Here is a 23,413-nt window from a genome sequence, read left to right as displayed (position 1 = left end):
CCGATCGGTGCCGGGCACCGCCCCGGGGCCCTGCGGTGACCGCCGCGGCAGACCTGCGGAGCCGCGAGGACGGACTGGGGTGGGTCACCCGGGCCGTCTTCGGTGACGAGCGGATAGCCCTGGCGGTGGACGCCCCGGCTCCGGCCGGGCACACCGTGGTGGCCCGCTACGCGGTCGTCCCCTCGGTGGACCGGGCCCGGTTCCTGCTGCCGCTGGGCTCCTCCCGGGCCACGGCGGCGGCGCTGCTGGCGTACAACGCGTTGCGGCCGGCCAAGGTGCGGGCCGTGCGGGCGGCCCTGGGCATGGCGGCCCGCTCCGGGATGCTGGCCCGGGCGCCCTTTCCGGTGCTGACCGTCGCCGTGCCGGCCGCCCTGGACCCGGCTGAGGTGCTGCTCGCCGAGCGGCTGGCCGCCGAGTTGGGCGGCCCCCGGGCGTACGCGGCCTGCGGGGTGCGTCCCCCGGACCCCAACCACAAGCCGACCCTGCAACTGTTCGACCACGCCGGCACCCCGCGCGGCTACGCCAAGATCGGCTGGAACGAGGCCACCCGGGCCCTGGTCACCGCCGAGGCGGCGGCCTTGCGCGAGGTGGCCGAGGTGGCCGGCGTCGCCGGGCATCCGGGTACCCCCCGGCTGCTGGCCGAGACCAACTGGGCCGGACAGGCGGTAGCCCTGGTCGAGCCGCTGCCCACCGGGGTACGCGGAATGCCGGTCGAGGCCGAACCGGAGCTGGCGGCCCTGCTGGCGGTGGCCCGCCGGGGCCGGACGCCGGCACCGGCCCGCCCCCTGGCCGGCTCCGCCTTCCTGGCCCGGTTGACCGCGCAGGCCCAGCGGGCGGCCGAGAAGGACCCGGCCACCGGGGGGCGGGCGGTGGCGGCCGTGGCCGACCTGGCCCGCCGGCACGGGGAGGTGGCCGTCGAGTTCGGCCACTGGCACGGCGACTGGGTGCCGTGGAATCTCGGTCGGCACGCCGGTGGGCTGGTCGCCTGGGACTGGGAGCACAGCGGGCCGGACGTACCGGTCGGGTTCGACCTGGCCCACGACGCCTTCCAGCGCTCCCTGGTGTTGCGGGGGGAACCGGCCGCGACCGCGGCCGAGCAGGTACGCCGATGGCTGGACCGGTACGGCGACCGGCTGGGTCTGGACCCGGCCCGCCGCGGTCTGGTCGCCGACGCCTACCTGGTGGAGATGTGGCTGCGTACCTGGCGTCTGGCCGACGCCGGGGCCGGCTGGAATCCGGCGTTGCATCCGGCGCTGCTGGACGTCGTCGAGAAACGACAGTGAGAGAGGAGTCGGGCCACCGCTGGGAGTGCGACCCGACCCGGTGCAGGCACAGCGGACTTGTGGGGAGTCGCGTGGACAACTTCGACAACGACCAGCAGCGGTCACAGTTGCTGCTGGTCGGGTCGAGCGGTGGGCATCTGGCCCAACTGCTCGCCCTGAAACCCTGGTACGAGACCTGGCAACGCTGCTGGGTGACCTTCGACACCCCGGAGGCGGTGTCCCTGCTGGCCGGGGAGGACCTGATCCCGGCCTACCATCCGACCACCCGCAACGTGCGCAACCTGCTGCGCAACACCCTGCTGGCGGCCCGGGTGCTGCGCCGACGGCGGATCGCCGCCGTGGTGACCACCGGGGCCGGGGTGGCCCTGCCCTTCGTCGTGCTGGCCCGGCTCCGCCGGATCCCGACGGTCTACATCGAGGTCTACGACCGGATCGACACCCCGACCCTGACCGCCCGGCTGTGTCGGCCCTTCCTGTCGAAGATGCTCGTGCAGTGGGAGGAGCAGCGCCGCCAGTACCCGGAGGCCACCGTCGTGGGGACCCTGCTGTGAGCGGCGAGGCGACCCACACGGAGGAGCAGTTCGGCGGGGACCGGGCCGAGGTGCACATCCCGGCCCCCCGCGAGGGTGGCCGGGTCGGCCGGGCCCAGCTGCTGGTGGCGGTCGGCACCGACAAGCATCCCTTCGACCGGCTGGTCGGCTGGCTGCGGGAGTGGTACGCGGAGGTCGCCGACGAGGTGGTGCTGACCGTGCAACACGGCCACACCCGGGTCGAGGGCCTGCCGGACGCGGTGCCCTTCCTGGGGCACGCCGAGTTGCAGACCGCGATGGCCGGGGCCGACCTGGTGGTCTGCCACGGCGGCCCGGCGACCATCCTGGAGGCCCGTCGGCACGGACACCTGCCGATCGTGGTGCCCCGGGACCCGAGCCTCGGTGAGCATGTCGACAACCACCAGCAGCTGTTCGCCCGCCGCCTCGGCGCGGCCGGCCTGGTGGCGCTCTGCGAGTCCCGGCAGGAACTGCTGGCGGCGCTGACCGCCGGGCTGGCCGACCCGGGCCGGTTCGCGGTGACGGTGGACGCCGAGGCGGCCGAGGCGCAACGCGCTGCGGTACGCCGGGTGGGCGTGATCGTCGAGGAGTTGGTGGCCGAGGCCGCGCAGCGGCGTCACCGGCCCCGATGGCGGCCGTGGCGCGGGCCCGGCCCGAACGGAAGGCACAAGCAATGACCGCGTACCCGAGCGTCACCGCCGTCGTCCCCACCCGGGACCGTCCCGAACTGCTCCGGGCGGCGGTGCGGGCCATCGTCGGGCAGGACTATCCGGGGCAGGTCGAGACCGTCGTGGTGTACGACCAGTCCGAGCCGGACCCCGCCCTGGCCGAGTTGTCCGCCCCGGACCGGCCGGTCCGGGTGGTGACCAACACCCGCACCCCGGGACTGGCCGGGGCCCGTAACTCCGGCACCATGGCCGCCACCGGGGACCTGATCGCCTTCTGCGACGACGACGACGAGTGGCTGCCGGGCAAGCTGGCGGCCCAGGTCGAGGCCCTGAACGCGGTGCCCGGGGCGGAGTTCGTCAGCTGCGGCATCCGGGTCAGCTACGACGGGCACACCGTCGAGCGGGTATTGGAACGCGACTCGATCAGCCTGGCCGACCTGCTGCGGGACCGGATGACCGAACTGCACCCCTCGACCTTCCTGATCCGGGCGGCGGCCCTGCGCGACGGGTTCGGGCTGGTCGACGAGGAGATCCCGGGCAGCTACGCCGAGGACTACGAGTTCCTGCTGCGGGCCGCCCGCAGCGCCCCGCTGGTCAACCTGCGCACCCCGTACGTGCTGGTGCGCTGGCACAAGCGGTCGTACTTCGCCCAGCGCTGGGACACCATCTCCGAGGCGTTGCAGTGGCTGCTGGACCGCTATCCCGAGTTCGCCACCCAGCCGGCGGGACAGGCCCGGGTCACCGGGCAGATCGCCTTCGCCCGAGCCGCCTCCGGGGATCCTCGGGGGGCCCTGCGCTGGGCCCGGCAGACCATCCGCCGCAATCCGCGTGAGCCGCGGGCGTACCTGGCGCTGGCGGTGGCCGGCCGGGTGGTCCGGGCCGACGCCGTCCTGCGCACCCTGCACAAGCGCGGCCGAGGCATCTGACCACTCCACCTTCACCCCTACCGAAGGATCAGTCGATGGCACTTCACTCGCTCAGATTCCGTCTGGTCGACTCACCCAACTCCTACGGGGCACGACGACGTGCCCAACGGGCCGCCTGGTTGTCGCAGACCTTCCCCGACCTCGCCGAGATGAGCGTCCTGGACCTCGGCGGACGGGTGGAGAGCTGGACCAAGGTGCCGGTCCGCCCGGCCCGGGTCCATGTCGTCAACCTGGAGCCCCTGCCGGCGCAGTTGCCCGACTGGGCCGAGGCCGATCACGCCGATGCCTGCGAGCTGCCGAAGGAGATCCTCAGCCGCCGGTACGACCTGGTCTTCAGCAACAGTGTGCTGGAGCACGTCGGGGGCCACGAACGTCGTCGCCGAATGGCGGAGGCGATCCGGGAGATGGCCCCGGCCTACTGGGTGCAGACCCCCTACCGGTACTTCCCGGTGGAGCCGCACTGGGTGGCCCCCGGCATGCAGTTCCTGCCGGTACCGGCCCGGGCCCTCGTGGCCCGCAAATGGCCGCTGGCGTACACCCCCGGCAAGTCCTACGACGCGGCGATGCGGCAGGTGCTCACCACGGAGCTGATCGGCCGGGCGGAGATGCGGTACCTGTTCCCGGACGCCACCATCCGCGCCGAACGCCTACTGGGCCTGACCAAGTCGATCATCGCGATCCGCAGGTAGCGCCCGCACTGGCGCCGCACGCGGGTGTGGCGCCGGTGCCGCCCCTGCGACCTCGGCGTACCCCCAGGTCCGGGACGGTGAGTCCGTAGGGCGGGACCGTGCGAGGCCGCGGACACCGGGCGTGACACACTCATGGCTGTGTTGCGCTGGCTTACCGCAGGGGAATCACACGGACCCGCCCTCGTCGCGTTGCTGGAGGGGGTGCCGGCCGGGATCGAGGTGACCACCACCGAGATCGCCGGGGAACTGGCCCGCCGCCGGCTCGGCTACGGCCGGGGGGCACGGATGGCCTTCGAGCAGGACGAGGTCGAGGTGATCGGCGGCCTGCGACACGGGGTGACCCTGGGCAGCCCGGTCGCCATCCGGGTCGGCAACTCCGAATGGCCCAAGTGGCGCACCGTGATGGCCGCCGACCCGGTCGATGCCGAGGAACTGGCCAGCCAGGCCCGCAACGCCCCGCTGACCCGACCCCGGCCGGGCCACGCCGACCTGGCCGGCATGCAGAAGTACGGCCACACGGACGCCCGGCCGATCCTGGAGCGGGCCAGCGCGCGGGAGACCGCCGCCCGGGTGGCCGTCGGCACGGTGGCCAAGGCGCTGCTGCGGCAGGCCCTCGACGTGGAGATCGTCTCGCACGTCGTGGAGCTGGGCCCGGTGAGCGTCAAGGCGGGGCTGCGCCCCCGACCGGAGGACGCCGAGCGCATCGACGCCGACCCCCTGCGCTGCCTCGATCCGGAGGCCAGCGCCCGGATGGTCGCCGAGGTCGACGCCGCCAAGAAGGCCGCGGACACCCTGGGTGGGGTGGTCGAGGTGCTGGCCTACGGTGTGCCGCCCGGCCTGGGCAGCCACGTGCAGTGGGACCGCAAGCTCGACGCCAGGCTGGCCACCGCCCTGATGTCGATCCAGGCGATCAAGGGTGTGGAGATCGGCGACGGCTGGCAGCAGGCCCGCTCACGCGGCTCCGAGGCCCACGACGAGATCATCAACACCGCCACCGGGGTACGCCGGGTCACTGACCGGGCCGGTGGCCTGGAGGGCGGTATCACCACCGGCGAGCCGTTGCGGGTCAAGGCCGCGATGAAGCCGATCTCCTCCCTGAACCGGGCCCTGGCCACGGTGGACATCACCACCGGTGAGCCGGCCACCGCGATCAACCAGCGTTCCGACGTCTGCGCGGTACCGGCCGCCGCCGTCGTCGCCGAGGCGATGGTGGCCCTGGTGCTGGCCGAGGCGGCGGTGGAGAAGTTCGGCGGTGACTCGATCGCCGAGATGCGCCGTAACCTGGCCGGCTACCTGGACGCGCTGGTGATCCGGTGACCGGTTCGACCCGTCCGGTCTGCGTGCTGGTCGGCGCCCCCGGCTCCGGCAAGACCACCGTCGGGCAGCTCCTCGCCGCCGAGTTGGGGGTGGAGTTCCGCGACACCGACACCGACATCGAACGCCAGGCCGGCAAGCCGATCCCGGAGATCTTCGTCGACGAGGGCGAGGAGCACTTCCGGGCCCTGGAACGGGCGGCCGTGGCCGCGGCCCTGGCCTCCTGCGCGGGGGTGCTGGCCCTCGGCGGAGGGGCGGTGCTGGACGAGCAGACCCGCGCCGCGCTGATCGGGCACCGGGTGGTGCACCTGTCGGTGGAGTTGACCGACGCGGTGAAGCGGGTGGGTCTGGGTGTCGGGCGTCCGTTGCTGGCGATCAACCCACGGGCCACCCTGAAGTACCTGCTGGAGCAGCGTCGCCCCCTCTACGCCGAGGTGGCGACCGAGACCGTGGTGACCGACGGTCGTACCCCCGCCGAGGTCGCCGCCGAGATCCTCCCCCTGCTCAAGTAGCCGCTGACGCGGCGGCCGGTGTCGGCACCCGGCGCGGCTGGGGGCGCCAACTGGCCAACAGGGCCAGGGCCAGCAGGATCTCGGCCAGGTCCCCGCCGTAGTACATCACCGCCGCACCGGCGCGTAGCTGATCGGGCGAAGCGGGTACATCGACCAGTAGTCCCGCGTACAACAGCTGGGCCAGGCTGGCGTGCGCGACGATCGCGGCGCCGAGCACCACCAGCCGCACCGGTACGCGGGCCCGGTGCCGGTAGGGCTCCGGACCGGCGATCGACCAGGTGAACAGCAACCCGCTGAGCAGGAAGTGCAGGTTGACCAGGTCGTGCAGCGCAGAGCTGCTGAAAGTGGCCCGGTACAGGGGAGTCAGGTACAGCAGCCACAGCCCACCGGCGGTGAGCAGCAGCCCGGTGACCGGGTGCAGAAGAGTCCGCGCCACCGGATGTCTCAGCGCCCGCAGCGCCGCCCGCCCGAACCGCCGGTCGACCGTACGCAACAGCAGGGTGCCGGGGGCGCCGAGCACCAGACCCAACGGGGCGAGCATGCCGAGCAGCAGGTGCTGCCACATGTGTGCGGCGAACCCGTTCGTCGGCAGCAGCAGGGCGGTGGCGAGCAGGGCGCACCCGGCGGCGAAGGCCGCCGTACGCCAGTGACTCCAACCGGCCCGGTCCGGTTCGCGCTGCCGCAACGCGGCAGCCAGATAACACCACCCCACCACCAGGGGTACGAGCAGCGCCGGGCCGACCGTCGTGGGGTGCTGGGCGGTGTGCGCCAGGCTCATCGGTGCCGACGTACGGTCGACGAATCCTCGTCGCAGAGGTCCACCGCGGTGGCCCGGCGCTGCACCAGCAGGCCGACCACGATCAGCACCACCCCCAGGGCGAGGAAACCCAGGTCCCACCACAGTCGATGCGACCCGGGGCGGACGTGGTGGATGGCCAGCAGGTGATGGTTGACGACGCCCTCGACCAGGTTGAACAGTCCCCACCCGAGCAGCGCCCAGCCCCACAACATCGGCGAGCGCCACAGCCGTCCTCGGGACCGGGTCACCCGGGCATAGAGCATCGCCAGGCCGGTCAGCACCGCCACCCAGGTGACCACGTGGAAGAGCCCGTCCCACAGGGTGTTCATCTGCAACCCGGCCACGGTGTCCACCGGGTACTCGCGGATCCCGATGTTGTCGGCACCGGTGTTGCTGAGCAGGTGATGCCACTGGAGCACCTGATGCAGCAGGATGCCGTCGACGAAGCCGCCGAGCCCGACGCCGAGGATGGCGGCCGGCAGCCGGATGTCGGCCCCGTCGATCGTTCGCTCGGTCATGGGCGTCTCCCTGGTGGTCTGCGATGCTGCTGCCCTGCCCCGAGCGGGCAGCGGTAAACCTGCGTTCCACACCTCGGGCACCCCCGGACGGATCCGGTCGAGGCGGTCATCGGTGGGCTAGGCTCCCGGCGATGGACAAGGTGACCCGGATCCCGGTCGGCGGCGAGCAGCCGTACGACGTGCTGGTCGGCCGTGGCCTGCTCGACACGCTGCCCGGTCTGCTGCCCGACGCCACCCGGGTGGCGGTGCTGCACGCCCCGCCACTGAAGGAGTTGGCCGATGCGATCTCCGACCGGCTGGGTGCCGCCGGCCTGACACCGCTGCCGATCGAGGTGCCCGACGCCGAGGCCGGCAAACATGTCGATGTCGCGGCGGCCTGCTGGGACCGGCTGGGTGCGGCCGGTTTCACCCGTACCGACGCGGTTGTCGGGGTGGGCGGCGGCGCGGTCACCGACCTGGCCGGCTTCGTGGCCGCCTGCTGGCTGCGCGGGGTGCGGTGGGTGCCGGTGGCCACCTCCCTGCTCGGCATGGTCGACGCGGCGGTGGGCGGCAAGACCGGCATCAACACCACGGCCGGCAAGAACCTGGTCGGCGCCTTCCACCCCCCGGTGGGGGTGTTGGCCGACCTCAGCACCCTGGACACCCTGCCACCGGCGGACCTGGCCGCCGGCCTGGCCGAGGTGGTCAAGTGCGGCTTCATCGCCGACCCGGCCATCCTGGACCTGGTCGAGCGGGACCCGGCCGGGGCGGTCGACCCCACCGGCCCGGCGACCCGGGAGCTGATTGAGCGGGCCATCCGGGTCAAGGCCGAGGTGGTCGGGGGAGACCTGCGCGAGTCCGGCGTACGCGAGGTGCTCAACTACGGGCACACCCTGGCCCACGCGATCGAGAAGGTCGAGGGGTACCGCTGGCGGCACGGTCACGCCGTCTCGGTCGGCCTGATCTACGCCGCCGAACTGGCCCGCCTCGCCGGCCGACTGGACCCGGACACCGCCGCCCGGCACCGCGCGGTGCTGACCGCGCTCGACCTGCCCACCCGGTACGCGGCCGAGGCCTGGCCCCGCCTGCTGGAGACCATGCGGGTCGACAAGAAGGCCCGCGGCAACCTGCTACGGTTCGTGGTGCTCGACGGCCTGGCCCGACCGGCGCTGCTGGAGGGGCCCGACGACGACCTGCTGCGAGCCGCCTACGCTGCGGTGTCGGCACCGGAAGGTGGCTCGGCATGAAGGTGTACGTGTTCAACGGACCCAACCTGGGCCGCCTGGGCACCCGCCAGGTAGAGGTCTACGGGGCGACCAGCTACGCCGACCTGGTGCAGCTCTGCGAGTCGACCGGGCGGAAGCTGGGCTTGGAGGTCGTCGTACGGCAGACCGACGCCGAGCATGAACTGCTCGGCTGGCTGCACGCGGCCGCGGACGAGGGTGCCGCCGTGGTGCTCAACCCGGCGGCCTGGTCGCACTACTCCATCGCGGTACGGGACGCCTGCGCCATGCTCCGGGGGCCGCTGGTGGAGGTGCACCTGTCCAACATCCACGCCCGGGAGCAGTTCCGGCACCACTCCGTCGTCTCGGCGGTGGCGACCGGGGTGATCTGCGGGCTCGGTGTGGACGGCTACCGCCTGGCCCTGCACCACCTGGCCTACCGCCGCGACCAGAACGGCTGAGGTCCTGCTGGTCATCCCGCTGGGTCGACGCGTCCCGCTCAGCCGCGGAGAGGCTGGACACCGCGACTACCCTCCGCTTTCGTCGCGCTGAGTGAGATCCTGGCCTCCCCTCCCGACTGCCCCCGCCTCCTTTGCTCTGCTTCAACGGACGCAACGGCCGCTGAGCAGCGCCATCGTGCCGTGGGTTGGCGGGGGTGGGACTGCGGGAGAGGGAGTGGTTACCGAGGGTGGTGGGTGGGACCTCGATGGGTCGAGGGGACGGCCGGTGGGTCCGCGCCCGGCTAGTAGACTTGCTAGGTCTGTCCGCCAAATGACGATCAAGGCAGGAAATGGCCACCACCAACGACCTGAAGAACGGCCTGGTACTCAACCTCGACGGGGAGCTCTGGGCCGTCGTCGAGTTCCAGCACGTCAAGCCCGGTAAGGGTGGTGCGTTCGTGCGTACCACGCTGAAGAACGTGCTCTCCGGCAAGGTCGTCGACAAGACCTTCAACGCGGGCACCAAGGTCGAGACCGCGACCGTGGACAAGCGCACCATGCAGTACCTCTACGCCGACGGCGAAGACTACGTCTTCATGGACATGGAGACCTTCGACCAGATCACCGTCCCGGGCGCCACGGTCGGCGATGCCGCCAACTACCTGCTGCCCGAGGCCGAGGCGACTGTGGCCACCCACGAGGGGGTGCCGCTCTACGTCGAGCTGCCGACCTCCGTGGTGCTGGAGATCACCTACACCGAGCCGGGCCTTCAGGGCGACCGGTCCACCGGTGGCAACAAGCCGGCGACGGTGGAGACCGGCGCGACCGTACAGGTGCCGCTCTTCATCACCACCGGCGAGAAGATCAAGGTCGACACTCGCGACGGCCGTTACCTCGGCCGCGCCTGATGGCCGAGGGTCCGAAGCAGCAGATGCCGGCGCGCCGCAAGGCGCGCAAGCGGGCGCTGGACGTGCTCTTCGAGGCCGACCTGCGTGATCGTCCGCCGGTCGAGGTGCTGGCCGGCTACATCGAGCGGATCGAGAAGCCGCGCCCGGACCATCTGGGGTACGCGGTCGGCCTGGTCGAGGGGGTGGCCGGTCACCTGGGCCGGATCGACGAGTTGATCGCCAGCTACGCCGAGGGCTGGACCCTGGACCGGATGCCGGTGGTGGACCGCAACCTGGCCCGCATCGCGGTCTACGAGCTGCTCTACATCGACGAGATCGACGACGCGGTGGCGATCAGTGAGGCCGTGGAGTTGGCCCGGCAGATGTCCACGGACGACTCTCCCCGGTTCCTCAACGGCCTGCTCGGCCGCATCGCCGAGTACGCCACCCGCTGACCCCTCCTCGCACCGAGGAGGGCTCCGCAACGAAGAAAGGCCCGCGCCATCCGGCGCGGGCCTTTCGTGCTGTGGGGGGTCAGGAGGCGAAGAACGCCCGGGGGTCGGCGACCAGCACGCCGTGCTCGGTCAGCCGCTCGATCAGGCCGGAGGGGGAGGCGTCGTAGACGATCGCGAGGGCGCGCAGGTCGTCGGCGCGGATGGACAGCACCCGGCCGTTGTAGTCACCGCGCTGCTGCTGGATGGCCCGGGCGTACCGCGCCACGTAGGCGAGTTCCTCGCTGGCCTCGTCGTAGAGCCGCTCCAGGTCCAGAACGATCTTGCTGGTGGGCTCGTGCCGCACCCCACTGCCGTCCGGCAGCAGCTCCGAGACCGGGACGCGGTAGAACTCGGCCAACTCGGCCAAGCGGGACACCGTGACGGCCCGGTCGCCGCGCTCGTACGAGCCGACCACAACCGCCTTCCAACGCCCGTTCGACTTCTCCTCCACGCCCTGCAGGGACAGACCCTGCTGCTGGCGGATGGAGCGCAGGCGGGCGCCCAGAGACTTGGCGTATTCAGAGGGCATTCGGACACTCCCAGTGCTGCTCGGGGTTCTCCCAGCGATCGCTACGGAGCGTGACGGTACGGGGATTCGTAAACGTGGTCAAGTGGTGCTGAGACTCCAGTTGGGCACCCCGGTCGACTTGTCCCGTTCTGCCCGCTGAACCGATACGTCGACCGGTCCTCCGCCGACGTGGCCTGAGCCACTCGTGCCCGACCGTGGTCACGGCAACGACCACTGGTAACGTGGCCCAAGCCCTCCCGCCGGCCGCAACCCGGCTGACCTGGAGGATCCGACATCCTTTAACGACCCGTCCCGTGAGGCGGGGAAGGAGGTCCGCCGTGGCCTACCCACCGGCTGCCCACCCGTCGCCGCCGCGACAACCCTCGGTGAAGGTGATTTTGACCAGCGCCGAGGTGCAGCGGGTCGTCGACCGGATCGCCCACCAGATCCTGGAGAAGACCCAGGGGGCGTCGGACACCGTACTGCTCGGTGTGCCGACCCGGGGCGCTCCGCTGGCTCGCCGACTCGCCGACCGGATCAACGCCTTCGAGGGCATAGCGGTACCCGTAGGGGTGCTCGACATCACCCTCTACCGCGACGACCTGCGGCGCAACGCCACCCGGGCGGTCGGCCCGACCCAGGTGCCGCCCGGCGGGATCGACGGCATGCGGGTGATCCTCGTCGACGATGTGCTCTTCTCCGGCCGTACGGTGCGCGCCGCCCTCGACGCCCTGGGGGACCTGGGGCGCCCGGCGTCCGTACAACTCGCGGTGCTGGTCGACCGGGGCCACCGGCAACTGCCGATCCGCGCCGACTACGTCGGCAAGAACATCCCCACCGCCCTGGCCGAGAGCGTGAAGGTGACCCTCGCCGAGACCGACGGTGCCGACGAGGTCCGGCTCTACGCGGAGGACGCCCTCTCATGATCAGGCACCTGCTCTCCGGCGCCGACCTGGACGCCGACACCGCCCTGCAGATCCTGGACACCGCCGCGGAGATGGCAGCCGTCTCCGGCCGTGAGGTCAAGAAGCTGCCCGCGCTGCGCGGGCGTACGGTGGTCAACCTCTTCTACGAGGACTCCACCCGGACCCGGATCTCCTTCGAGGCGGCGGCCAAGCGGCTCAGCGCCGATGTGATCAACTTCTCGGCCAAGGGGTCCAGCGTCGCCAAGGGGGAGAGCCTCAAGGACACCGCGCTGACCCTGCAGGCCATGGGGGCCGACGCGGTGGTCGTCCGGCACCCGGCCTCCGGCGCCCCGCACCGGCTGGCCGACTGGGTCGACGGTTCCGTGGTCAACGCCGGCGACGGTACCCACGAGCATCCCACCCAGGCGCTGCTGGACGCGTACACCATGCGCTCCCGGATGGGCCGGCTGGCCGGCCTGTCCGTGGCCGTCGTCGGTGACGTGCTGCACTCGCGGGTGGCCCGGTCGAACGTGCTGCTGCTGTCCACCCTGGGTGCCAAGGTCACCCTGGTCGGGCCGCCCACCCTGATCCCGGTCGACATCTCCGCCGCCCTGGCCCCCGGTACCGCCGTCTGCTACGACCTGGACGCCGTGCTGCCCTCGACGGACGTGGTGATGATGCTGCGGGTGCAGCGGGAGCGGATGGGCGACTCCTACTTCCCCTCCGCCCGCGAGTACGCCCGCCGCTACGGCCTGGACGGCACCCGGATGCGCCGGCTGCCGGAGCACGCGATCGTCATGCACCCCGGTCCGATGAACCGGGGCATGGAGATCACTCCGGAGGTGGCCGACTCGCCCCGCTCCACCATCGTCGAACAGGTCACCAACGGGGTCTCCGTGCGGATGGCCGTCCTCTACCTGCTGCTCGGGGGAAACAACCGGTGAACTCGTACCTGATCAAGAACGTCAGTGTGCTCGGCGCGGCACCTACCGACCTGCTGCTGCGCGACGGCGTGGTCGCCGAGGCCGGCCCGGGGCTGTCCGCGCCGGAGGCCACTGTGCTCGACGCCACCGGCCTGGTGGCCCTGCCCGGCCTGGTCGACCTGCACACCCACCTGCGTGAGCCCGGGCGGGAGGACGCCGAGACCGTGGAGACCGGTTCCCGGGCGGCGGCGCTGGGCGGCTACACCGCGGTCTGCGCGATGGCCAACACCTCCCCGGTGGCCGACACCGCCGGAGTGGTCGAGCAGGTCTGGCGGCTAGGCCGGGAGGCCGGGCTGGTCGACGTGCAGCCGATCGGCGCGGTCACCGTAGGGCTGGCCGGCGAGCGGCTGGCCGAGTTGGGGGCGATGGCCGACTCCGCCGCCCGGGTGCGGATCTTCTCCGACGACGGGCACTGTGTGGCCGACCCCCGGCTGATGCGCCGGGCCCTGGAGTACGTCAAGGCCTTCGACGGCATCATCGCCCAGCACGCCGAGGAGCCCCGGCTCACCGAGGGCGCGCAGATGCACGAGGGTGAGGTCTCCACCCGGCTGGGCCTGACCGGCTGGCCGGCCGTGGCCGAGGAGGCGATCATCGCCCGGGACGTGCTGCTGGCCGAGCACGTCGGCAGCCGACTGCACGTCTGCCACCTCTCCACCGCCGGCAGTGTCGAGGTGCTGCGCCAGGCGAAGGCACGGGGGGTCCGGGTCACCGCCGAGGTGACCCCGCACCACCTGCTGCTCACCGACACCCGGGCGGAGACCTACGACCCGGTGTACAAGGTCAACCCACCGCTGCGGACCGCCACGGACATCGCCGCCCTGCGGGCCGCGCTGGTCGAGGGGGTGATCGACATCATCGCCACCGACCACGCCCCGCACGCCGTGGAGGACAAGGAGTGCGAGTGGGCGTACGCCCGCCCGGGAATGCTCGGGCTGGAGACGGCGCTGTCGATCGCCCTAGAGGTGCTCGGCCCCGAGTGGGATCTGATCGCCGAGCGGATGTCCCGCACCCCGGCCCGCATCGCCGGGCTGACCGAACACGGGCACGACCCCGCCCCCGGAGCCCCGGCCAACCTGACCCTGGTCGACCCGGCGGCCCGCCGGACGATCGACCCGGCGGAGTCGGCCAGTCGCAGCCGCAACACCCCGTACGCCCGGATGACGCTGCCGGGTCGCATCGTGGCGACCTTCCTGCGCGGCGAGGCGACGGTCCTGGACGGAAAGGCAGTCCGGTGAGCGCGAGGAATGTAGCGGAGCGGAGTCCCGCAGTCGCGAACGAAAGGCGTACTCAAGTGAGCGCAGCCCAGCGGAGCAACGTCGTCCGGATCGGAGGCGCGGCATGAGTCGTAGGCGTCCGGCGATTCTCGTCCTGGAGGACGGGCGCACCTTCCACGGCGAGGCCTACGGCAGCGTCGGGGAGACCTTCGGTGAGGCGGTCTTCAACACCGGGATGACCGGCTACCAGGAGACCCTGACCGACCCCTCGTACTACCGGCAGGTCGTGGTGCAGACCGCCCCGCACATCGGCAACACCGGTGTCAATGACGAGGACGACGAGTCCCGGCGGATCTGGGTGGCCGGCTACGTGGTGCGAGACCCCGCACGGATCAGCTCCAACTGGCGCGCCACCGGCGGGCTGGAGGACCGGCTGGCCACCGAGGGGATCGTCGGCATCAGCGGGGTGGACACCCGGGCCCTGACCCGGCACCTGCGCGACCGGGGCGCCATGCGGGTCGGCATCTCCAGCATCGACGACGACCCCCGCGCCCTGCTGGCCCGGGTCCGCCAGTCGCCGCACATGGTCGGCGCGGACCTGTCCGCCGAGGTGAGCACGACCGCGCCGTACGTGGTGCCGGCCGAGGGGGAGCACCGGTTCACGGTGGCCGCTCTGGACCTGGGCATCAAGCGCAACGTGCCGCGTCGGCTCGCCGCCCGGGGGGTTACCACCCACGTGCTGCCGGTGACGGCGACCATCGACGATCTGCTGGCCACCGGGGCGGACGCGGTCTTCTTCTCACCCGGCCCGGGTGACCCGGCCACCGCCGACGGGCCGGTCAAGCTGGCCCGTGAGGTGCTGCGTCGGAAGGTGCCCTTGTTCGGCATCTGCTTCGGCAGCCAGATCCTCGGCCGGGCGCTGGGCTTCGGCACCTACAAGCTCGGCTACGGCCACCGGGGCATCAACCAGCCGGTGCTGGACCGGATGACCGGCAAGGTCGAGGTGACCAGCCACAACCACGGCTTCGCCGTGCAGGTGCCCGGGGTGGCCCCGGGCGCGGTCGTGCCCGACCAGGTCATCGAGACCGAGTTCGGGGGCGTACAGGTCAGCCATGTCTGCCTCAACGACAACGTGGTCGAGGGGCTGCGGGCCCTGGAGGTCCCGGCCTTCACCGTGCAGTACCACCCGGAGGCGGCGGCCGGTCCACACGACGCGGACTACCTCTTCGACCGTTTCGCCGAACTGATCGAGGGCCGGAACCACAGCAAGGGGCGCAGCAATGCCTAAGCGCGACGATCTCAAGCACATCCTGGTGATCGGCTCCGGGCCGATCGTCATCGGGCAGGCCTGCGAGTTCGACTACTCCGGCACCCAGGCCTGCCGGGTGCTGCGCAGCGAGGGGATCCGGGTCAGCCTGGTCAACTCGAACCCGGCCACGATCATGACGGATCCAGAGTTCGCCGACGCCACCTACGTCGAGCCGATCACCCCGGAGTTCGTCGAACTGGTCATCGCCAAGGAGCGGCCGGACGCGGTGCTGCCCACCCTGGGCGGGCAGACCGCGCTGAACACCGCGGTCGCCCTGCACGAGGCCGGGGTGCTGGAGAAGTACGGTGTCGAGCTGATCGGCGCCAACATCGACGCGATCCGTCGCGGCGAGGACCGGCAGCTGTTCAAGGACATCGTGGCCAAGGCGGGCGTACAGCTCGGCATGGCGGATCCCACGAGCCTGGTGCCCCGCTCAAGGGTCTGCCACTCGATGGACGAGGTCCGCGAGACCGTCGTCGAGCTGGGCCTGCCGGTGGTGATCCGGCCGTCGTTCACCATGGGCGGCCTCGGCTCCGGCATGGCGCACAACGACGAGGACCTGGAGCGCATCGCCGGCTCGGGGCTGGCCGCCAGCCCGGTGCACGAGGTGCTGATCGAGGAGAGCGTGCTCGGCTGGAAGGAGTACGAGCTCGAACTCATGCGGGACCGCCACGACAACGTGGTGGTGGTCTGCTCGATCGAGAACATCGACCCGATGGGCGTGCACACCGGCGACAGCGTCACGGTGGCACCGGCCATGACCCTGACCGACCGCGAGTTCCAGCGCCTGCGTGACCTGGGCATCGCGGTGCTGCGGGAGGTCGGGGTGGACACCGGCGGCTGCAACATCCAGTTCGCGATCAACCCGGCCGACGGGCGGATCGTGGTCATCGAGATGAACCCCCGGGTGTCCCGCTCCTCGGCGCTGGCCTCCAAGGCGACCGGCTTCCCGATCGCGAAGATCGCCGCGAAGCTGGCCATCGGCTACACCCTCGACGAGATCCCGAACGACATCACCCGCAAGACCCCGGCGGCCTTCGAGCCGACCCTGGATTACGTGGTGGTGAAGATCCCCCGGTTCGCCTTCGAGAAGTTCCCCGGCGCGGATCCGGAGCTGACCACCACGATGAAGTCCGTCGGCGAGGCGATGAGTCTCGGCCGCAACTTCAGCGAGGCCCTGAACAAGGCGATGCGGTCCATGGAGACCAAGGCCGCCGGGTTCTGGACGGTGCCCGACCCGGCCGGCGCGACCAAGGAGAACACCCTCGCCGCCCTGGCCACCCCGCACGACGGTCGGCTCTACACGGTGGAGCGGGCGCTGCGCCTGGGTGCCTCGATCGCGGAGGTCACCGCGGCCTCCGGTGGGATCGACCCCTGGTTCGTGGACCAGATCGCCGCGTTGGTGGAGTTGCGCGCGGAGATCGTGGCCGCCCCGGTGCTGGACGGCGAACTGCTGCACCAGGCCAAGCGGGCCGGCCTGTCCGACCGCCAGTTGGCCGCGCTGCGTCCCGAACTGGCCGCCGAGGACGGGGTACGGACCCTGCGTCACCGGCTGGGGATCCGACCGGTCTACAAGACGGTGGACACCTGCGCCGCGGAGTTCGAGGCCACCACCCCGTACCACTACTCCTCGTACGACGCGGAGACCGAGGTGGTCGGCTCGGACCGGCCCAAGGTGCTGATCCTGGGTTCCGGGCCGAACCGGATCGGGCAGGGCATCGAGTTCGACTACTCCTGCGTGCACGCCGTGCAGGCGTTGCGGGGTACGGGTTCCGGGGCCGGGTTCGAGACCGTGATGGTCAACTGCAACCCGGAGACGGTCTCCACCGACTACGACACCGCCGACCGGCTCTACTTCGAGCCGCTGACCTTCGAGGACGTGCTGGAGGTCTGGCACGCGGAGGACTCCTCCGGCCGGGCGGCCGGAGGGCCGGGCGTGGTGGGCGTGATCGTGCAACTGGGCGGGCAGACCCCCCTCGGGTTGGCGCAGCGACTCAAGGACGCCGGGGTACCGGTGGTCGGCACCTCCCCGGAGTCGATTCACCTGGCCGAGGAGCGGGGCGCCTTCGGGGCCCTACTGGCCCGGGCCGGTCTGCGGGCCCCGGACCACGGCACCGCCACCTCGTACGAGGAGGCCAAGGAGATCGCCGACGCGATCGGCTACCCGGTGCTGGTCCGGCCGTCGTACGTGCTGGGCGGGCGGGGGATGGAGATCGTCTACGACGACGCCACCCTGCGTGACTACATCGGGCGGGCCACGGACATCTCCCCGGACCACCCGGTGCTGGTCGACCGGTTCCTCGACGACGCCATCGAGATCGACGTGGACGCCCTCTGCGACGCCGACGGGGAGGTGTACCTCGGCGGTGTGATGGAACACATCGAGGAGGCCGGCATCCACTCCGGCGACTCCTCCTGCGCCCTGCCGCCGATCACCCTGGCCGGCTCCCATGTGGCACAGGTCCGCCGGTACACCGAGGCGATCGCCCGGGGCATCGGGGTACGCGGCCTGCTCAACGTGCAGTACGCGTTGAAGGACGACACCCTGTACGTGTTGGAGGCCAACCCGCGCGCCTCGCGTACGGTGCCGTTCGTCTCCAAGGCCACCGCGGTGCCGCTGGCCAAGGCGGCGGCCCGGATCGCCCTCGGGGCGACCATCGCCGAACTGCGGGCGGAGGGTCTGCTGCCGGCGACCGGGGACGGTGGCACCCTGCCGCTGGACGCCCCGGTAGCGGTCAAGGAGGCGGTCCTGCCCTTCAAGCGCTTCCGGACCCCGGCCGGCAAGGGGGTGGATTCCCTGCTCGGCCCGGAGATGAAGTCGACCGGCGAGGTGATGGGCATCGACACTGCCTTCGGGTACGCCTTCGCCAAGTCCCAGTCGGCCGCGTACGGTGACCTGCCGACCCAGGGCAAGATCTTCGTCTCGGTGGCGAACCGCGACAAGCGCAGCATGATCTTCCCGGTGAAGCGCCTGGCCGATCTGGGCTTCGAGATCGTCGCGACGGCCGGTACCGCCGAGGTGCTGCGTCGGCACGGCATCGCCTGCGAGCTTGCCCCCAAGCACTACGAGGCCGGCTCCGACGACGACGCGGTGTCGCTGATCCGCAACGGCCGGATCGCTCTGGTGATCAACACCCCGCAGGGTTCCGGTGCCAGCGCCCGTTCCGACGGCTACGAGATCCGCAGCGCCGCGGTGACCGCTGACATCCCCTGCATCACCACGGTCCCCGGTGCCGCCGCCGCGGTCATGGGCATCGAGGCCCGCATCCGTGGCGACATGCAGGTCCGCCCCCTCCAGGCCCTCCACGCCACCCTCCGGACCCCCCAATGAAAAACCCCACCCACCCCCACCCCCTCACCCCACCCCGCTTCCTGTCGGTTGATCATGAGGTTGGCGGCAGTGGAGGAGATCCACACCGCCGTCAATCTCATGATCAACGGGGCGATGCCGGGGGCGGGGGAGGTGCTGGGTGATGTTTGAGCGGACGGTTCGGCGGGGGTTGTTCCGGGTCGGGGGCGGGGACGCGGAGGCGGCCCATGAGTGGACGTTGCGGCGGTTGAGCGCGCTGTCGCGGATGCCGGCCGCGTTGGCGGTGCTGCGGGCCCGGTACGCGGTGGCCGCACCCCGCACGGTGTTCGGGGTGCGGTTCCCCAACCCGGTCGGACTGGCGGCCGGGATGGACAAGGACGGGGCGGCGCTGCCGGCCTGGCCGGCCCTGGGCTTCGGCTTCGTCGAGGTCGGTACGGTGACGGCCCACCCGCAGCCCGGTAACCCCCGTCCCCGGCTGTTCCGCCTGCCGGACAGCGAGGCGGTGATCAACCGGATGGGCTTCAACAACGCCGGAGCCGAGGCCCTGGCGGCCCGGCTGGCGGCGTTGCCCCGCCCGTTGGGCGTACCCCTGGGGATCTCCCTGGGCAAGTCCAAGGTGACACCGCTGGAGGAGGCGGTGGCCGACTACCAGGCGTCGTACCGCGCCCTGCGCGGGCACGGCGACTACTTCGCGGTCAACGTCTCCTCACCGAACACCCCCGGCCTGCGCGCCCTGCAGGACCGGGACCACCTGGACGCCCTGCTGGCCGCCCTGGTAGGCGAGAAGCCCGTGCTGGTGAAGATCGCCCCGGATCTCACCGAGCCCGCCATCGCCGAACTGCTGGAGGTGTGTCTGGCGCGGGGGGCCGCCGGGGTGATCGCCACGAACACCACCCTGGGCCGCGAGGGCCTGGCCCCGAGCGACCAGCCGCGGGCCGGGGAGGCGGGCGGCCTGTCCGGTCGACCGCTGACCGACCGGGCCCGCCGGGTGGTCTCCTTCGTCCACCGCGAGACCGGCGGACGGCTGCCGATCATCGGGGTGGGCGGCATCCTCCACCCCGACGACGCGGCCCGGATGTTCGACGCCGGAGCCAGCCTGGTGCAGCTCTACACCGGCTTCATCTACCGTGGCCCGGCCCTGCCCCGCGCGGTCGCCCGCGCGGCGGCGGCCGCCCCGCAGCCGACCACCACCACACGATGACAGACCACGGTGGGGCGGGCGGTGCCGGACCTGAGGGGGAGACAGCGACCGGCCCGACCCACCTACCGAGGTGTACGAGCGACGGGCGCCGGGGGCGGGCGGGTCGGGGCCCCGCCCGGTCGGTGCCGGAGGGGAGACCCGGTGAGGCCGGAGGAGATTCTCGCCGCTGACGCCGCGCACGTCTGGCATCCGTACGCGGCCCTGCCGCCGGCCATGTCGCCGTACCTGGTCGAGAGCGCCCAGGGGGTACGGCTGCGGCTGGCGGACGGGCGTGAGCTGGTCGACGGGATGTCGTCGTGGTGGGCGGCGATCCACGGCTACCGGCATCCCGTGCTGGACGCCGCGGTGACCGACCAGCTGGGCCGGATGAGTCATGTCATGTTCGGCGGACTGACCCACGCCCCCGCCGTCGAGCTGGCCCGCACCCTTGTCGAGTTGGCCCCCGAGGGGCTGGAGCACGTGTTCCTGGCCGACTCGGGCTCGGTCAGCGTCGAGGTGGCGATCAAGATGTGCCTCCAGTACCAGCGGGCCACCGGCCGGCCGCAGCGCCGACGGTTGGGCACCTGGCGGGGTGGCTACCACGGGGACACCTTCCACCCGATGAGCGTCTGCGACCCCGAGGGGGGCATGCACCATCTCTGGGGCGAGGTGCTGCCCCGGCAGGTCTTCGCCCCGGTGCCGCCGGGCGGCTTCGACACACCGGTCGATCCGGGGTACGAGGCCGCGCTGGTCGAGGCGGTGCAGCGGCACGCCGACGAGTTGGCCGCGGTGATCGTCGAGCCGGTGGTGCAGGGGGCCGGGGGGATGCGGTTCCACAACCCCCACTACCTGAAGGTGCTGCGCGAGGTGACCCGGGCGCACGGGGTGCTGCTGATCTTCGACGAGATCGCCACCGGGTTCGGGCGTACCGGGACGATGTTCGCCGCCGAGCACGCCGGGGTGGTTCCGGACGTGATGTGTGTCGGCAAGGCCCTCACCGGCGGCTACCTGACCCTGGCGGCCGCGCTGTGCACCCCGCAGATCGCGGCCGGCATCCGGGCCGGTGGGGTGCTGGCACACGGGCCGACCTTCATGGGCAACCCGCTGGCCTGTGCGGTCGCCAACGCCTCGCTGGGCCTGCTGACCGGCGGGGACTGGGCCGGGCAGGTGGCCCGGCTGGAGCGCAACCTGCGGGTCGGCCTGGAACCGTTGCGTGGCACCCCGGGGGTGGCGGATGTCCGGGTCCTCGGCGGCATCGGTGTGGTGCAACTCGACCACGAGGTCGACATGGCCGCCGCCACCGCCGCCGCGGTTGCAGCGGGAGTGTGGCTGCGTCCCTTCCGGGATCTGATCTACACGATGCCGCCGTACCTCACCGAGGACGCCGACCTGGCGCTGATCACGGCGGCTATCGGTGCGGCGGCCCGGGTCGCCTGAGTAGTCGGACCCGACCTGGGTGCCGCGATTGAGTAGCCGGACAGGGCAAGTTGAGCAATGAGAGAAAGGCGCGAAGGATGGAGAGCTTCGGCACCCGACTGCACCGGGCCGTCCGTGAACGGGGTCCGCTCTGCGTCGGCATCGACCCGCACCCGGCCCTGCTGGCCCGCTGGGGTCTCGCCGACGACGTCGAGGGGCTCAGCCGGTTCGCCGCGACCGTCGTGGACGCCCTCGGTGACCGAGTTGCGGTGGTGAAGCCTCAGTCGGCCTTCTTCGAGCGATTCGGGTCCCACGGTGTGGCGGTGCTTGAGTCAACTATCCGACAGTTGCGCGAGCGCGGCGCGCTCGTTCTGCTCGACGTCAAGCGTGGCGACATCGGCTCGACCGTCCACGCGTACGCCACGGCGTACCTTCATCCATCCAGCCCCATGCATGTCGACGCGGTCACGGCAAGCCCGTTCCTGGGGGTCGGATCGCTCGCCCCCATGTTCGAACTCGCCGCCGAACACGGCGGCGGGGTCTTCGTTCTGGCGCTCACCTCCAACCCCGAGGGCGCTGCGGTCCAGCGGGCCACGACGGCGGACGGACGCACCGTGGCGCAGACGGTGATCGACGAGATTGCGCAGCTCAACGCGGGTGCGGAACCGCTCGGGAGTATCGGTGCGGTGATCGGGGCGACTGTCGGCGAGACCGGCTGCGACCTGTCGGCGATGAACGGTCCGTTGCTGGCGCCGGGGCTCGGCGCGCAGGGTGCCACGGCGGCCGATCTGCGGGTGGTGTTCGGTTCCAGTCTGCCCGCCGTGCTGCCGTCGTACTCCCGGGAGGTGTTGGGAGCGGGCCCACACCCGGATGCTCTGCGGGCCGCAGCTGACCGGGCGGTAACCGACTGCCAGGCCGCGCTGAGGATGTCCTGACTGACTGATGGCTCGATCACTTTGTGGTGATCATCGCGCGCCCACGTTGCCGAAAGCTCCGTTGACCGCTAGTTTTCCCGGCGCTGGGAACCCCTTGGTTCACAGCGACACCACGTTTCACAGATGCGGCGGTGCGTCCCGCCCGTCGCGATAGGGACCTGAGGAGAACTGGTGCCGCTCCCGTCACTGACCCCCGAGCAGCGCGCAGCCGCGCTGGAGAAGGCTGCGGAGATCCGCAAAGCCCGTGCCGAGCTGAAGGAGCAGCTCAAGCAGGGCAAGACCACCCTCGGTGCCGTTCTTGCGCGGGCCGAGTCCGACGATGTCGTCGGCAAGCTCAAGGTGTCGGCCGTGCTGCAGGCGATGCCGGGCATCGGCAAGATCCGGGCCACCCAGATCATGGAGAAGCTCAAGATCGCCGAGAGCCGTCGCCTGCGTGGCCTCGGCGAGCAGCAGCGCAAGGCCCTGCTTGGGGAGTTCGCTGCCAACTGAGCGAGGCTGCGTGTAGAAACAAGCAGTGAGCTTGGATGACGAGACGCGCCCGGCGGCTCGGCTCACTGTCCTGGCTGGCCCATCCGGTGCCGGTAGGGAGAGTGTCGTCGAGTTGGTCCGGGCGCGTTCTCCGTCCGTGTGGCGGCCGATCACGGTCACCACCCGACCCCGACGTGAGGGCGAGTGTGACGGGGTCGATCGTCACTTCCTGAGCCCACCGGAGTTCGACCGCCGCCTGGCCGCGGGCGAACTGCTGGAGTGGAGTTGGCTGGGCGCGCATCGCCGGGGCACCGAGACCGCCCCGCTGCGTCTCCGGCTCGCCGCCGGAGTGCCGGTCCTGCTGCCCCTGGATCTGGACGGGGCCCTGCTGGTGCGGGCCGCCTGGCCGCAGGCCCGACTGGTGTTGCTCCACCCGCCCGGCCGAATGCCGGCCATGACCGTGGTGTCGGCCTTCGACCACACCGTGTCGTACGACCGCACGGAGCGGGTCGTGGGCGAACTGGTAGGATTCATCGGTTCTTCCTTCCTGGCTCCGGCCCGGCCGCGCCCGCGCGGTTGAGCGCCGGCACCGCGCTAGCGCGGTCCGTGCGAAAGACGCAGAGGTTAATCCGTGGGATCCATCGCCAACCCAGAAGGCATCACCAACCCGCCGATCGACGAGCTTCTGGAGAAGACGACGTCGAAGTACGCTCTGGTCATCTTCGCGGCCAAGCGCGCGCGTCAGGTCAACGCCTACTACAGCCAGCTCGGTGAGGGTCTGTTGGAGTACGTCGGCCCGCTGGTCGAGACCACCCCTCAGGAGAAGCCCCTCTCCATCGCGATGCGGGAGATCAACGCGGGCCTGCTCACCGCTGAGCCGACCGACCAGCCGTAATCCCTGCGCG

The 23,413-nt window shown here is 71.6% G+C and carries 25 protein-coding genes; 22 read left to right on the top strand and 3 right to left on the bottom strand.

Annotated features, from left to right (window positions below):
* The first annotated feature begins 35 nt into the window (after window positions 1-35).
* From ACGFIK_RS15850 to ACGFIK_RS15820, 7 genes are all read left to right on the top strand, one after another.
* Window positions 36-1,283, top strand: a complete 1,248-nt coding sequence (locus ACGFIK_RS15850) for a hypothetical protein (protein ID WP_393339935.1) — start codon at window positions 36-38, stop codon at window positions 1,281-1,283.
* Window positions 1,284-1,354: 71 nt separating this feature from the next.
* On the top strand, window positions 1,355-1,834 hold the full coding sequence (locus ACGFIK_RS15845) for a UDP-N-acetylglucosamine--LPS N-acetylglucosamine transferase (RefSeq protein ID WP_393339933.1): 480 nt from the start codon (window positions 1,355-1,357) through the stop codon (window positions 1,832-1,834).
* Entirely contained in the window at window positions 1,831-2,508 is a 678-nt protein-coding gene (locus ACGFIK_RS15840) for a glycosyltransferase (RefSeq protein WP_393339930.1), read from the top strand. Before ACGFIK_RS15845 ends, ACGFIK_RS15840 begins: the two co-directional genes overlap by 4 nt.
* Window positions 2,505-3,425 carry a glycosyltransferase family A protein gene (locus ACGFIK_RS15835; RefSeq protein ID WP_327026758.1) on the top strand — a complete coding sequence of 307 codons (921 nt, stop codon included), beginning with the start codon at window positions 2,505-2,507 and terminating at the stop codon, window positions 3,423-3,425. Before ACGFIK_RS15840 ends, ACGFIK_RS15835 begins: the two co-directional genes overlap by 4 nt.
* Before the next feature lie 35 nt (window positions 3,426-3,460).
* Complete coding sequence (locus ACGFIK_RS15830; protein WP_327026757.1) at window positions 3,461-4,114, top strand: class I SAM-dependent methyltransferase; 654 nt, start codon at window positions 3,461-3,463, stop codon at window positions 4,112-4,114.
* Window positions 4,115-4,252: 138 nt separating this feature from the next.
* Entirely contained in the window at window positions 4,253-5,431 is a 1,179-nt protein-coding gene (gene aroC, locus ACGFIK_RS15825) for a chorismate synthase (protein ID WP_327026756.1), read from the top strand.
* The gene (locus ACGFIK_RS15820; protein ID WP_327026755.1) at window positions 5,428-5,940 is read left to right on the top strand and encodes a shikimate kinase; all 513 of its coding nucleotides are present in this window, start codon (window positions 5,428-5,430) and stop codon (window positions 5,938-5,940) included. The genes aroC and ACGFIK_RS15820 overlap by 4 nt, the downstream gene beginning before the upstream one ends.
* Here the strand turns inward: ACGFIK_RS15820 and ACGFIK_RS15815 are convergent.
* Together ACGFIK_RS15815 and ACGFIK_RS15810 are read right to left on the bottom strand one after the other, a co-directional pair.
* Entirely contained in the window at window positions 5,933-6,718 is a 786-nt protein-coding gene (locus ACGFIK_RS15815) for a cytochrome c oxidase assembly protein (protein ID WP_327026754.1), read from the bottom strand. The genes ACGFIK_RS15820 and ACGFIK_RS15815 overlap by 8 nt on opposite strands.
* Window positions 6,715-7,257 (bottom strand): DUF2243 domain-containing protein, encoded by a 543-nt coding sequence (locus tag ACGFIK_RS15810; protein WP_327026753.1) that lies wholly within the window; start codon window positions 7,255-7,257, stop codon window positions 6,715-6,717. The genes ACGFIK_RS15815 and ACGFIK_RS15810 overlap by 4 nt, the downstream gene beginning before the upstream one ends.
* Before the next feature lie 131 nt (window positions 7,258-7,388).
* Here ACGFIK_RS15810 and aroB point away from each other — a divergent pair, with 131 nt between their 5' ends.
* The 4 genes from aroB (at window position 7,389) to nusB (ending at window position 10,241) form a co-directional block, all read left to right on the top strand.
* Complete coding sequence (gene aroB / locus ACGFIK_RS15805; RefSeq protein WP_327026752.1) at window positions 7,389-8,483, top strand: 3-dehydroquinate synthase; 1,095 nt, start codon at window positions 7,389-7,391, stop codon at window positions 8,481-8,483.
* Window positions 8,480-8,920, top strand: coding sequence for a type II 3-dehydroquinate dehydratase (gene aroQ / locus ACGFIK_RS15800; RefSeq protein ID WP_327026751.1), 441 nt, complete (start codon window positions 8,480-8,482; stop codon window positions 8,918-8,920). The genes aroB and aroQ overlap by 4 nt, the downstream gene beginning before the upstream one ends.
* A gap of 329 nt (window positions 8,921-9,249) precedes the next feature.
* Window positions 9,250-9,807: an elongation factor P gene (gene efp / locus ACGFIK_RS15795; RefSeq protein WP_327026750.1), complete on the top strand. Its 558-nt coding sequence runs from the start codon at window positions 9,250-9,252 to the stop codon at window positions 9,805-9,807.
* Between the two features lie 23 nt (window positions 9,808-9,830).
* The gene (nusB, locus tag ACGFIK_RS15790; RefSeq protein WP_327027166.1) at window positions 9,831-10,241 is read left to right on the top strand and encodes a transcription antitermination factor NusB; all 411 of its coding nucleotides are present in this window, start codon (window positions 9,831-9,833) and stop codon (window positions 10,239-10,241) included.
* A 79-nt stretch (window positions 10,242-10,320) separates the two neighbouring features.
* Here the strand turns inward: nusB and ACGFIK_RS15785 are convergent, their stop codons facing one another.
* A complete protein-coding gene (locus tag ACGFIK_RS15785) occupies window positions 10,321-10,809 on the bottom strand; it encodes a transcriptional regulator (RefSeq protein WP_117229180.1) in 489 nt (162 codons plus the stop codon).
* Between the two features lie 317 nt (window positions 10,810-11,126).
* Between ACGFIK_RS15785 and pyrR the strand changes: the two genes are divergently transcribed.
* From pyrR to rpoZ, 11 genes are all read left to right on the top strand, one after another.
* Entirely contained in the window at window positions 11,127-11,714 is a 588-nt protein-coding gene (gene pyrR, locus ACGFIK_RS15780; RefSeq protein ID WP_327026749.1) for a bifunctional pyr operon transcriptional regulator/uracil phosphoribosyltransferase PyrR, read from the top strand.
* A complete protein-coding gene (locus ACGFIK_RS15775) occupies window positions 11,711-12,637 on the top strand; it encodes an aspartate carbamoyltransferase catalytic subunit (protein WP_327026748.1) in 927 nt (308 codons plus the stop codon). Before pyrR ends, ACGFIK_RS15775 begins: the two co-directional genes overlap by 4 nt.
* Window positions 12,634-13,911, top strand: a complete 1,278-nt coding sequence (locus ACGFIK_RS15770; protein WP_327026747.1) for a dihydroorotase — start codon at window positions 12,634-12,636, stop codon at window positions 13,909-13,911. Before ACGFIK_RS15775 ends, ACGFIK_RS15770 begins: the two co-directional genes overlap by 4 nt.
* A 103-nt stretch (window positions 13,912-14,014) precedes the next feature.
* Window positions 14,015-15,178, top strand: a complete 1,164-nt coding sequence (gene carA / locus ACGFIK_RS15765) for a glutamine-hydrolyzing carbamoyl-phosphate synthase small subunit (protein ID WP_327026746.1) — start codon at window positions 14,015-14,017, stop codon at window positions 15,176-15,178.
* Window positions 15,171-18,530, top strand: a complete 3,360-nt coding sequence (gene carB, locus ACGFIK_RS15760) for a carbamoyl-phosphate synthase large subunit (RefSeq protein ID WP_327026745.1) — start codon at window positions 15,171-15,173, stop codon at window positions 18,528-18,530. The genes carA and carB overlap by 8 nt, the downstream gene beginning before the upstream one ends.
* Window positions 18,531-18,669: 139 nt before the next feature.
* Window positions 18,670-19,710, top strand: coding sequence for a quinone-dependent dihydroorotate dehydrogenase (locus ACGFIK_RS15755; RefSeq protein ID WP_393339918.1), 1,041 nt, complete (start codon window positions 18,670-18,672; stop codon window positions 19,708-19,710).
* Between the two features lie 141 nt (window positions 19,711-19,851).
* Complete coding sequence (locus ACGFIK_RS15750) at window positions 19,852-21,126, top strand: adenosylmethionine--8-amino-7-oxononanoate transaminase (RefSeq protein ID WP_327026743.1); 1,275 nt, start codon at window positions 19,852-19,854, stop codon at window positions 21,124-21,126.
* A gap of 77 nt (window positions 21,127-21,203) precedes the next feature.
* A complete protein-coding gene (pyrF, locus tag ACGFIK_RS15745; protein ID WP_327026742.1) occupies window positions 21,204-22,040 on the top strand; it encodes an orotidine-5'-phosphate decarboxylase in 837 nt (278 codons plus the stop codon).
* Window positions 22,041-22,211: 171 nt separating this feature from the next.
* Entirely contained in the window at window positions 22,212-22,529 is a 318-nt protein-coding gene (mihF, locus tag ACGFIK_RS15740) for an integration host factor, actinobacterial type (RefSeq protein ID WP_327026741.1), read from the top strand.
* Window positions 22,530-22,554: 25 nt separating this feature from the next.
* Window positions 22,555-23,088, top strand: a complete 534-nt coding sequence (locus ACGFIK_RS15735; RefSeq protein WP_327026740.1) for a guanylate kinase — start codon at window positions 22,555-22,557, stop codon at window positions 23,086-23,088.
* A 51-nt stretch (window positions 23,089-23,139) separates the two neighbouring features.
* Window positions 23,140-23,403 (top strand): DNA-directed RNA polymerase subunit omega, encoded by a 264-nt coding sequence (gene rpoZ / locus ACGFIK_RS15730; RefSeq protein WP_007075826.1) that lies wholly within the window; start codon window positions 23,140-23,142, stop codon window positions 23,401-23,403.
* Window positions 23,404-23,413 lie beyond the last annotated feature (10 nt).

Source organism: Micromonospora sp. NPDC048871, from assembly GCF_043198155.1.
Taxonomy (GTDB): domain Bacteria; phylum Actinomycetota; class Actinomycetes; order Mycobacteriales; family Micromonosporaceae; genus Micromonospora.
Note: the sequence above shows the minus strand (reverse complement) of the source record. Positions and strands in the feature narration are given on the sequence as shown.

What these genes read in the sequence shown, in the direction of transcription:
- carB (WP_327026745.1), top strand. Translation starts at nt 15,171, where the DNA reads ATGCCTAAGCGCGACGATCTCAAGCACATCCTGGTGATCGGCTCCGGG.
- ACGFIK_RS15775 (WP_327026748.1), top strand. Translation starts at nt 11,711, where the DNA reads ATGATCAGGCACCTGCTCTCCGGCGCCGACCTGGACGCCGACACCGCC.
- ACGFIK_RS15835 (WP_327026758.1), top strand. Translation starts at nt 2,505, where the DNA reads ATGACCGCGTACCCGAGCGTCACCGCCGTCGTCCCCACCCGGGACCGT.
- ACGFIK_RS15810 (WP_327026753.1), bottom strand. Translation starts at nt 7,257, where the DNA reads ATGACCGAGCGAACGATCGACGGGGCCGACATCCGGCTGCCGGCCGCC.
- ACGFIK_RS15815 (WP_327026754.1), bottom strand. Translation starts at nt 6,718, where the DNA reads ATGAGCCTGGCGCACACCGCCCAGCACCCCACGACGGTCGGCCCGGCG.
- efp (WP_327026750.1), top strand. Translation starts at nt 9,250, where the DNA reads ATGGCCACCACCAACGACCTGAAGAACGGCCTGGTACTCAACCTCGAC.
- aroB (WP_327026752.1), top strand. Translation starts at nt 7,389, where the DNA reads ATGGACAAGGTGACCCGGATCCCGGTCGGCGGCGAGCAGCCGTACGAC.
- nusB (WP_327027166.1), top strand. Translation starts at nt 9,831, where the DNA reads ATGCCGGCGCGCCGCAAGGCGCGCAAGCGGGCGCTGGACGTGCTCTTC.
- pyrF (WP_327026742.1), top strand. Translation starts at nt 21,204, where the DNA reads ATGGAGAGCTTCGGCACCCGACTGCACCGGGCCGTCCGTGAACGGGGT.
- ACGFIK_RS15830 (WP_327026757.1), top strand. Translation starts at nt 3,461, where the DNA reads ATGGCACTTCACTCGCTCAGATTCCGTCTGGTCGACTCACCCAACTCC.
- carA (WP_327026746.1), top strand. Translation starts at nt 14,015, where the DNA reads ATGAGTCGTAGGCGTCCGGCGATTCTCGTCCTGGAGGACGGGCGCACC.
- ACGFIK_RS15785 (WP_117229180.1), bottom strand. Translation starts at nt 10,809, where the DNA reads ATGCCCTCTGAATACGCCAAGTCTCTGGGCGCCCGCCTGCGCTCCATC.
- aroQ (WP_327026751.1), top strand. Translation starts at nt 8,480, where the DNA reads ATGAAGGTGTACGTGTTCAACGGACCCAACCTGGGCCGCCTGGGCACC.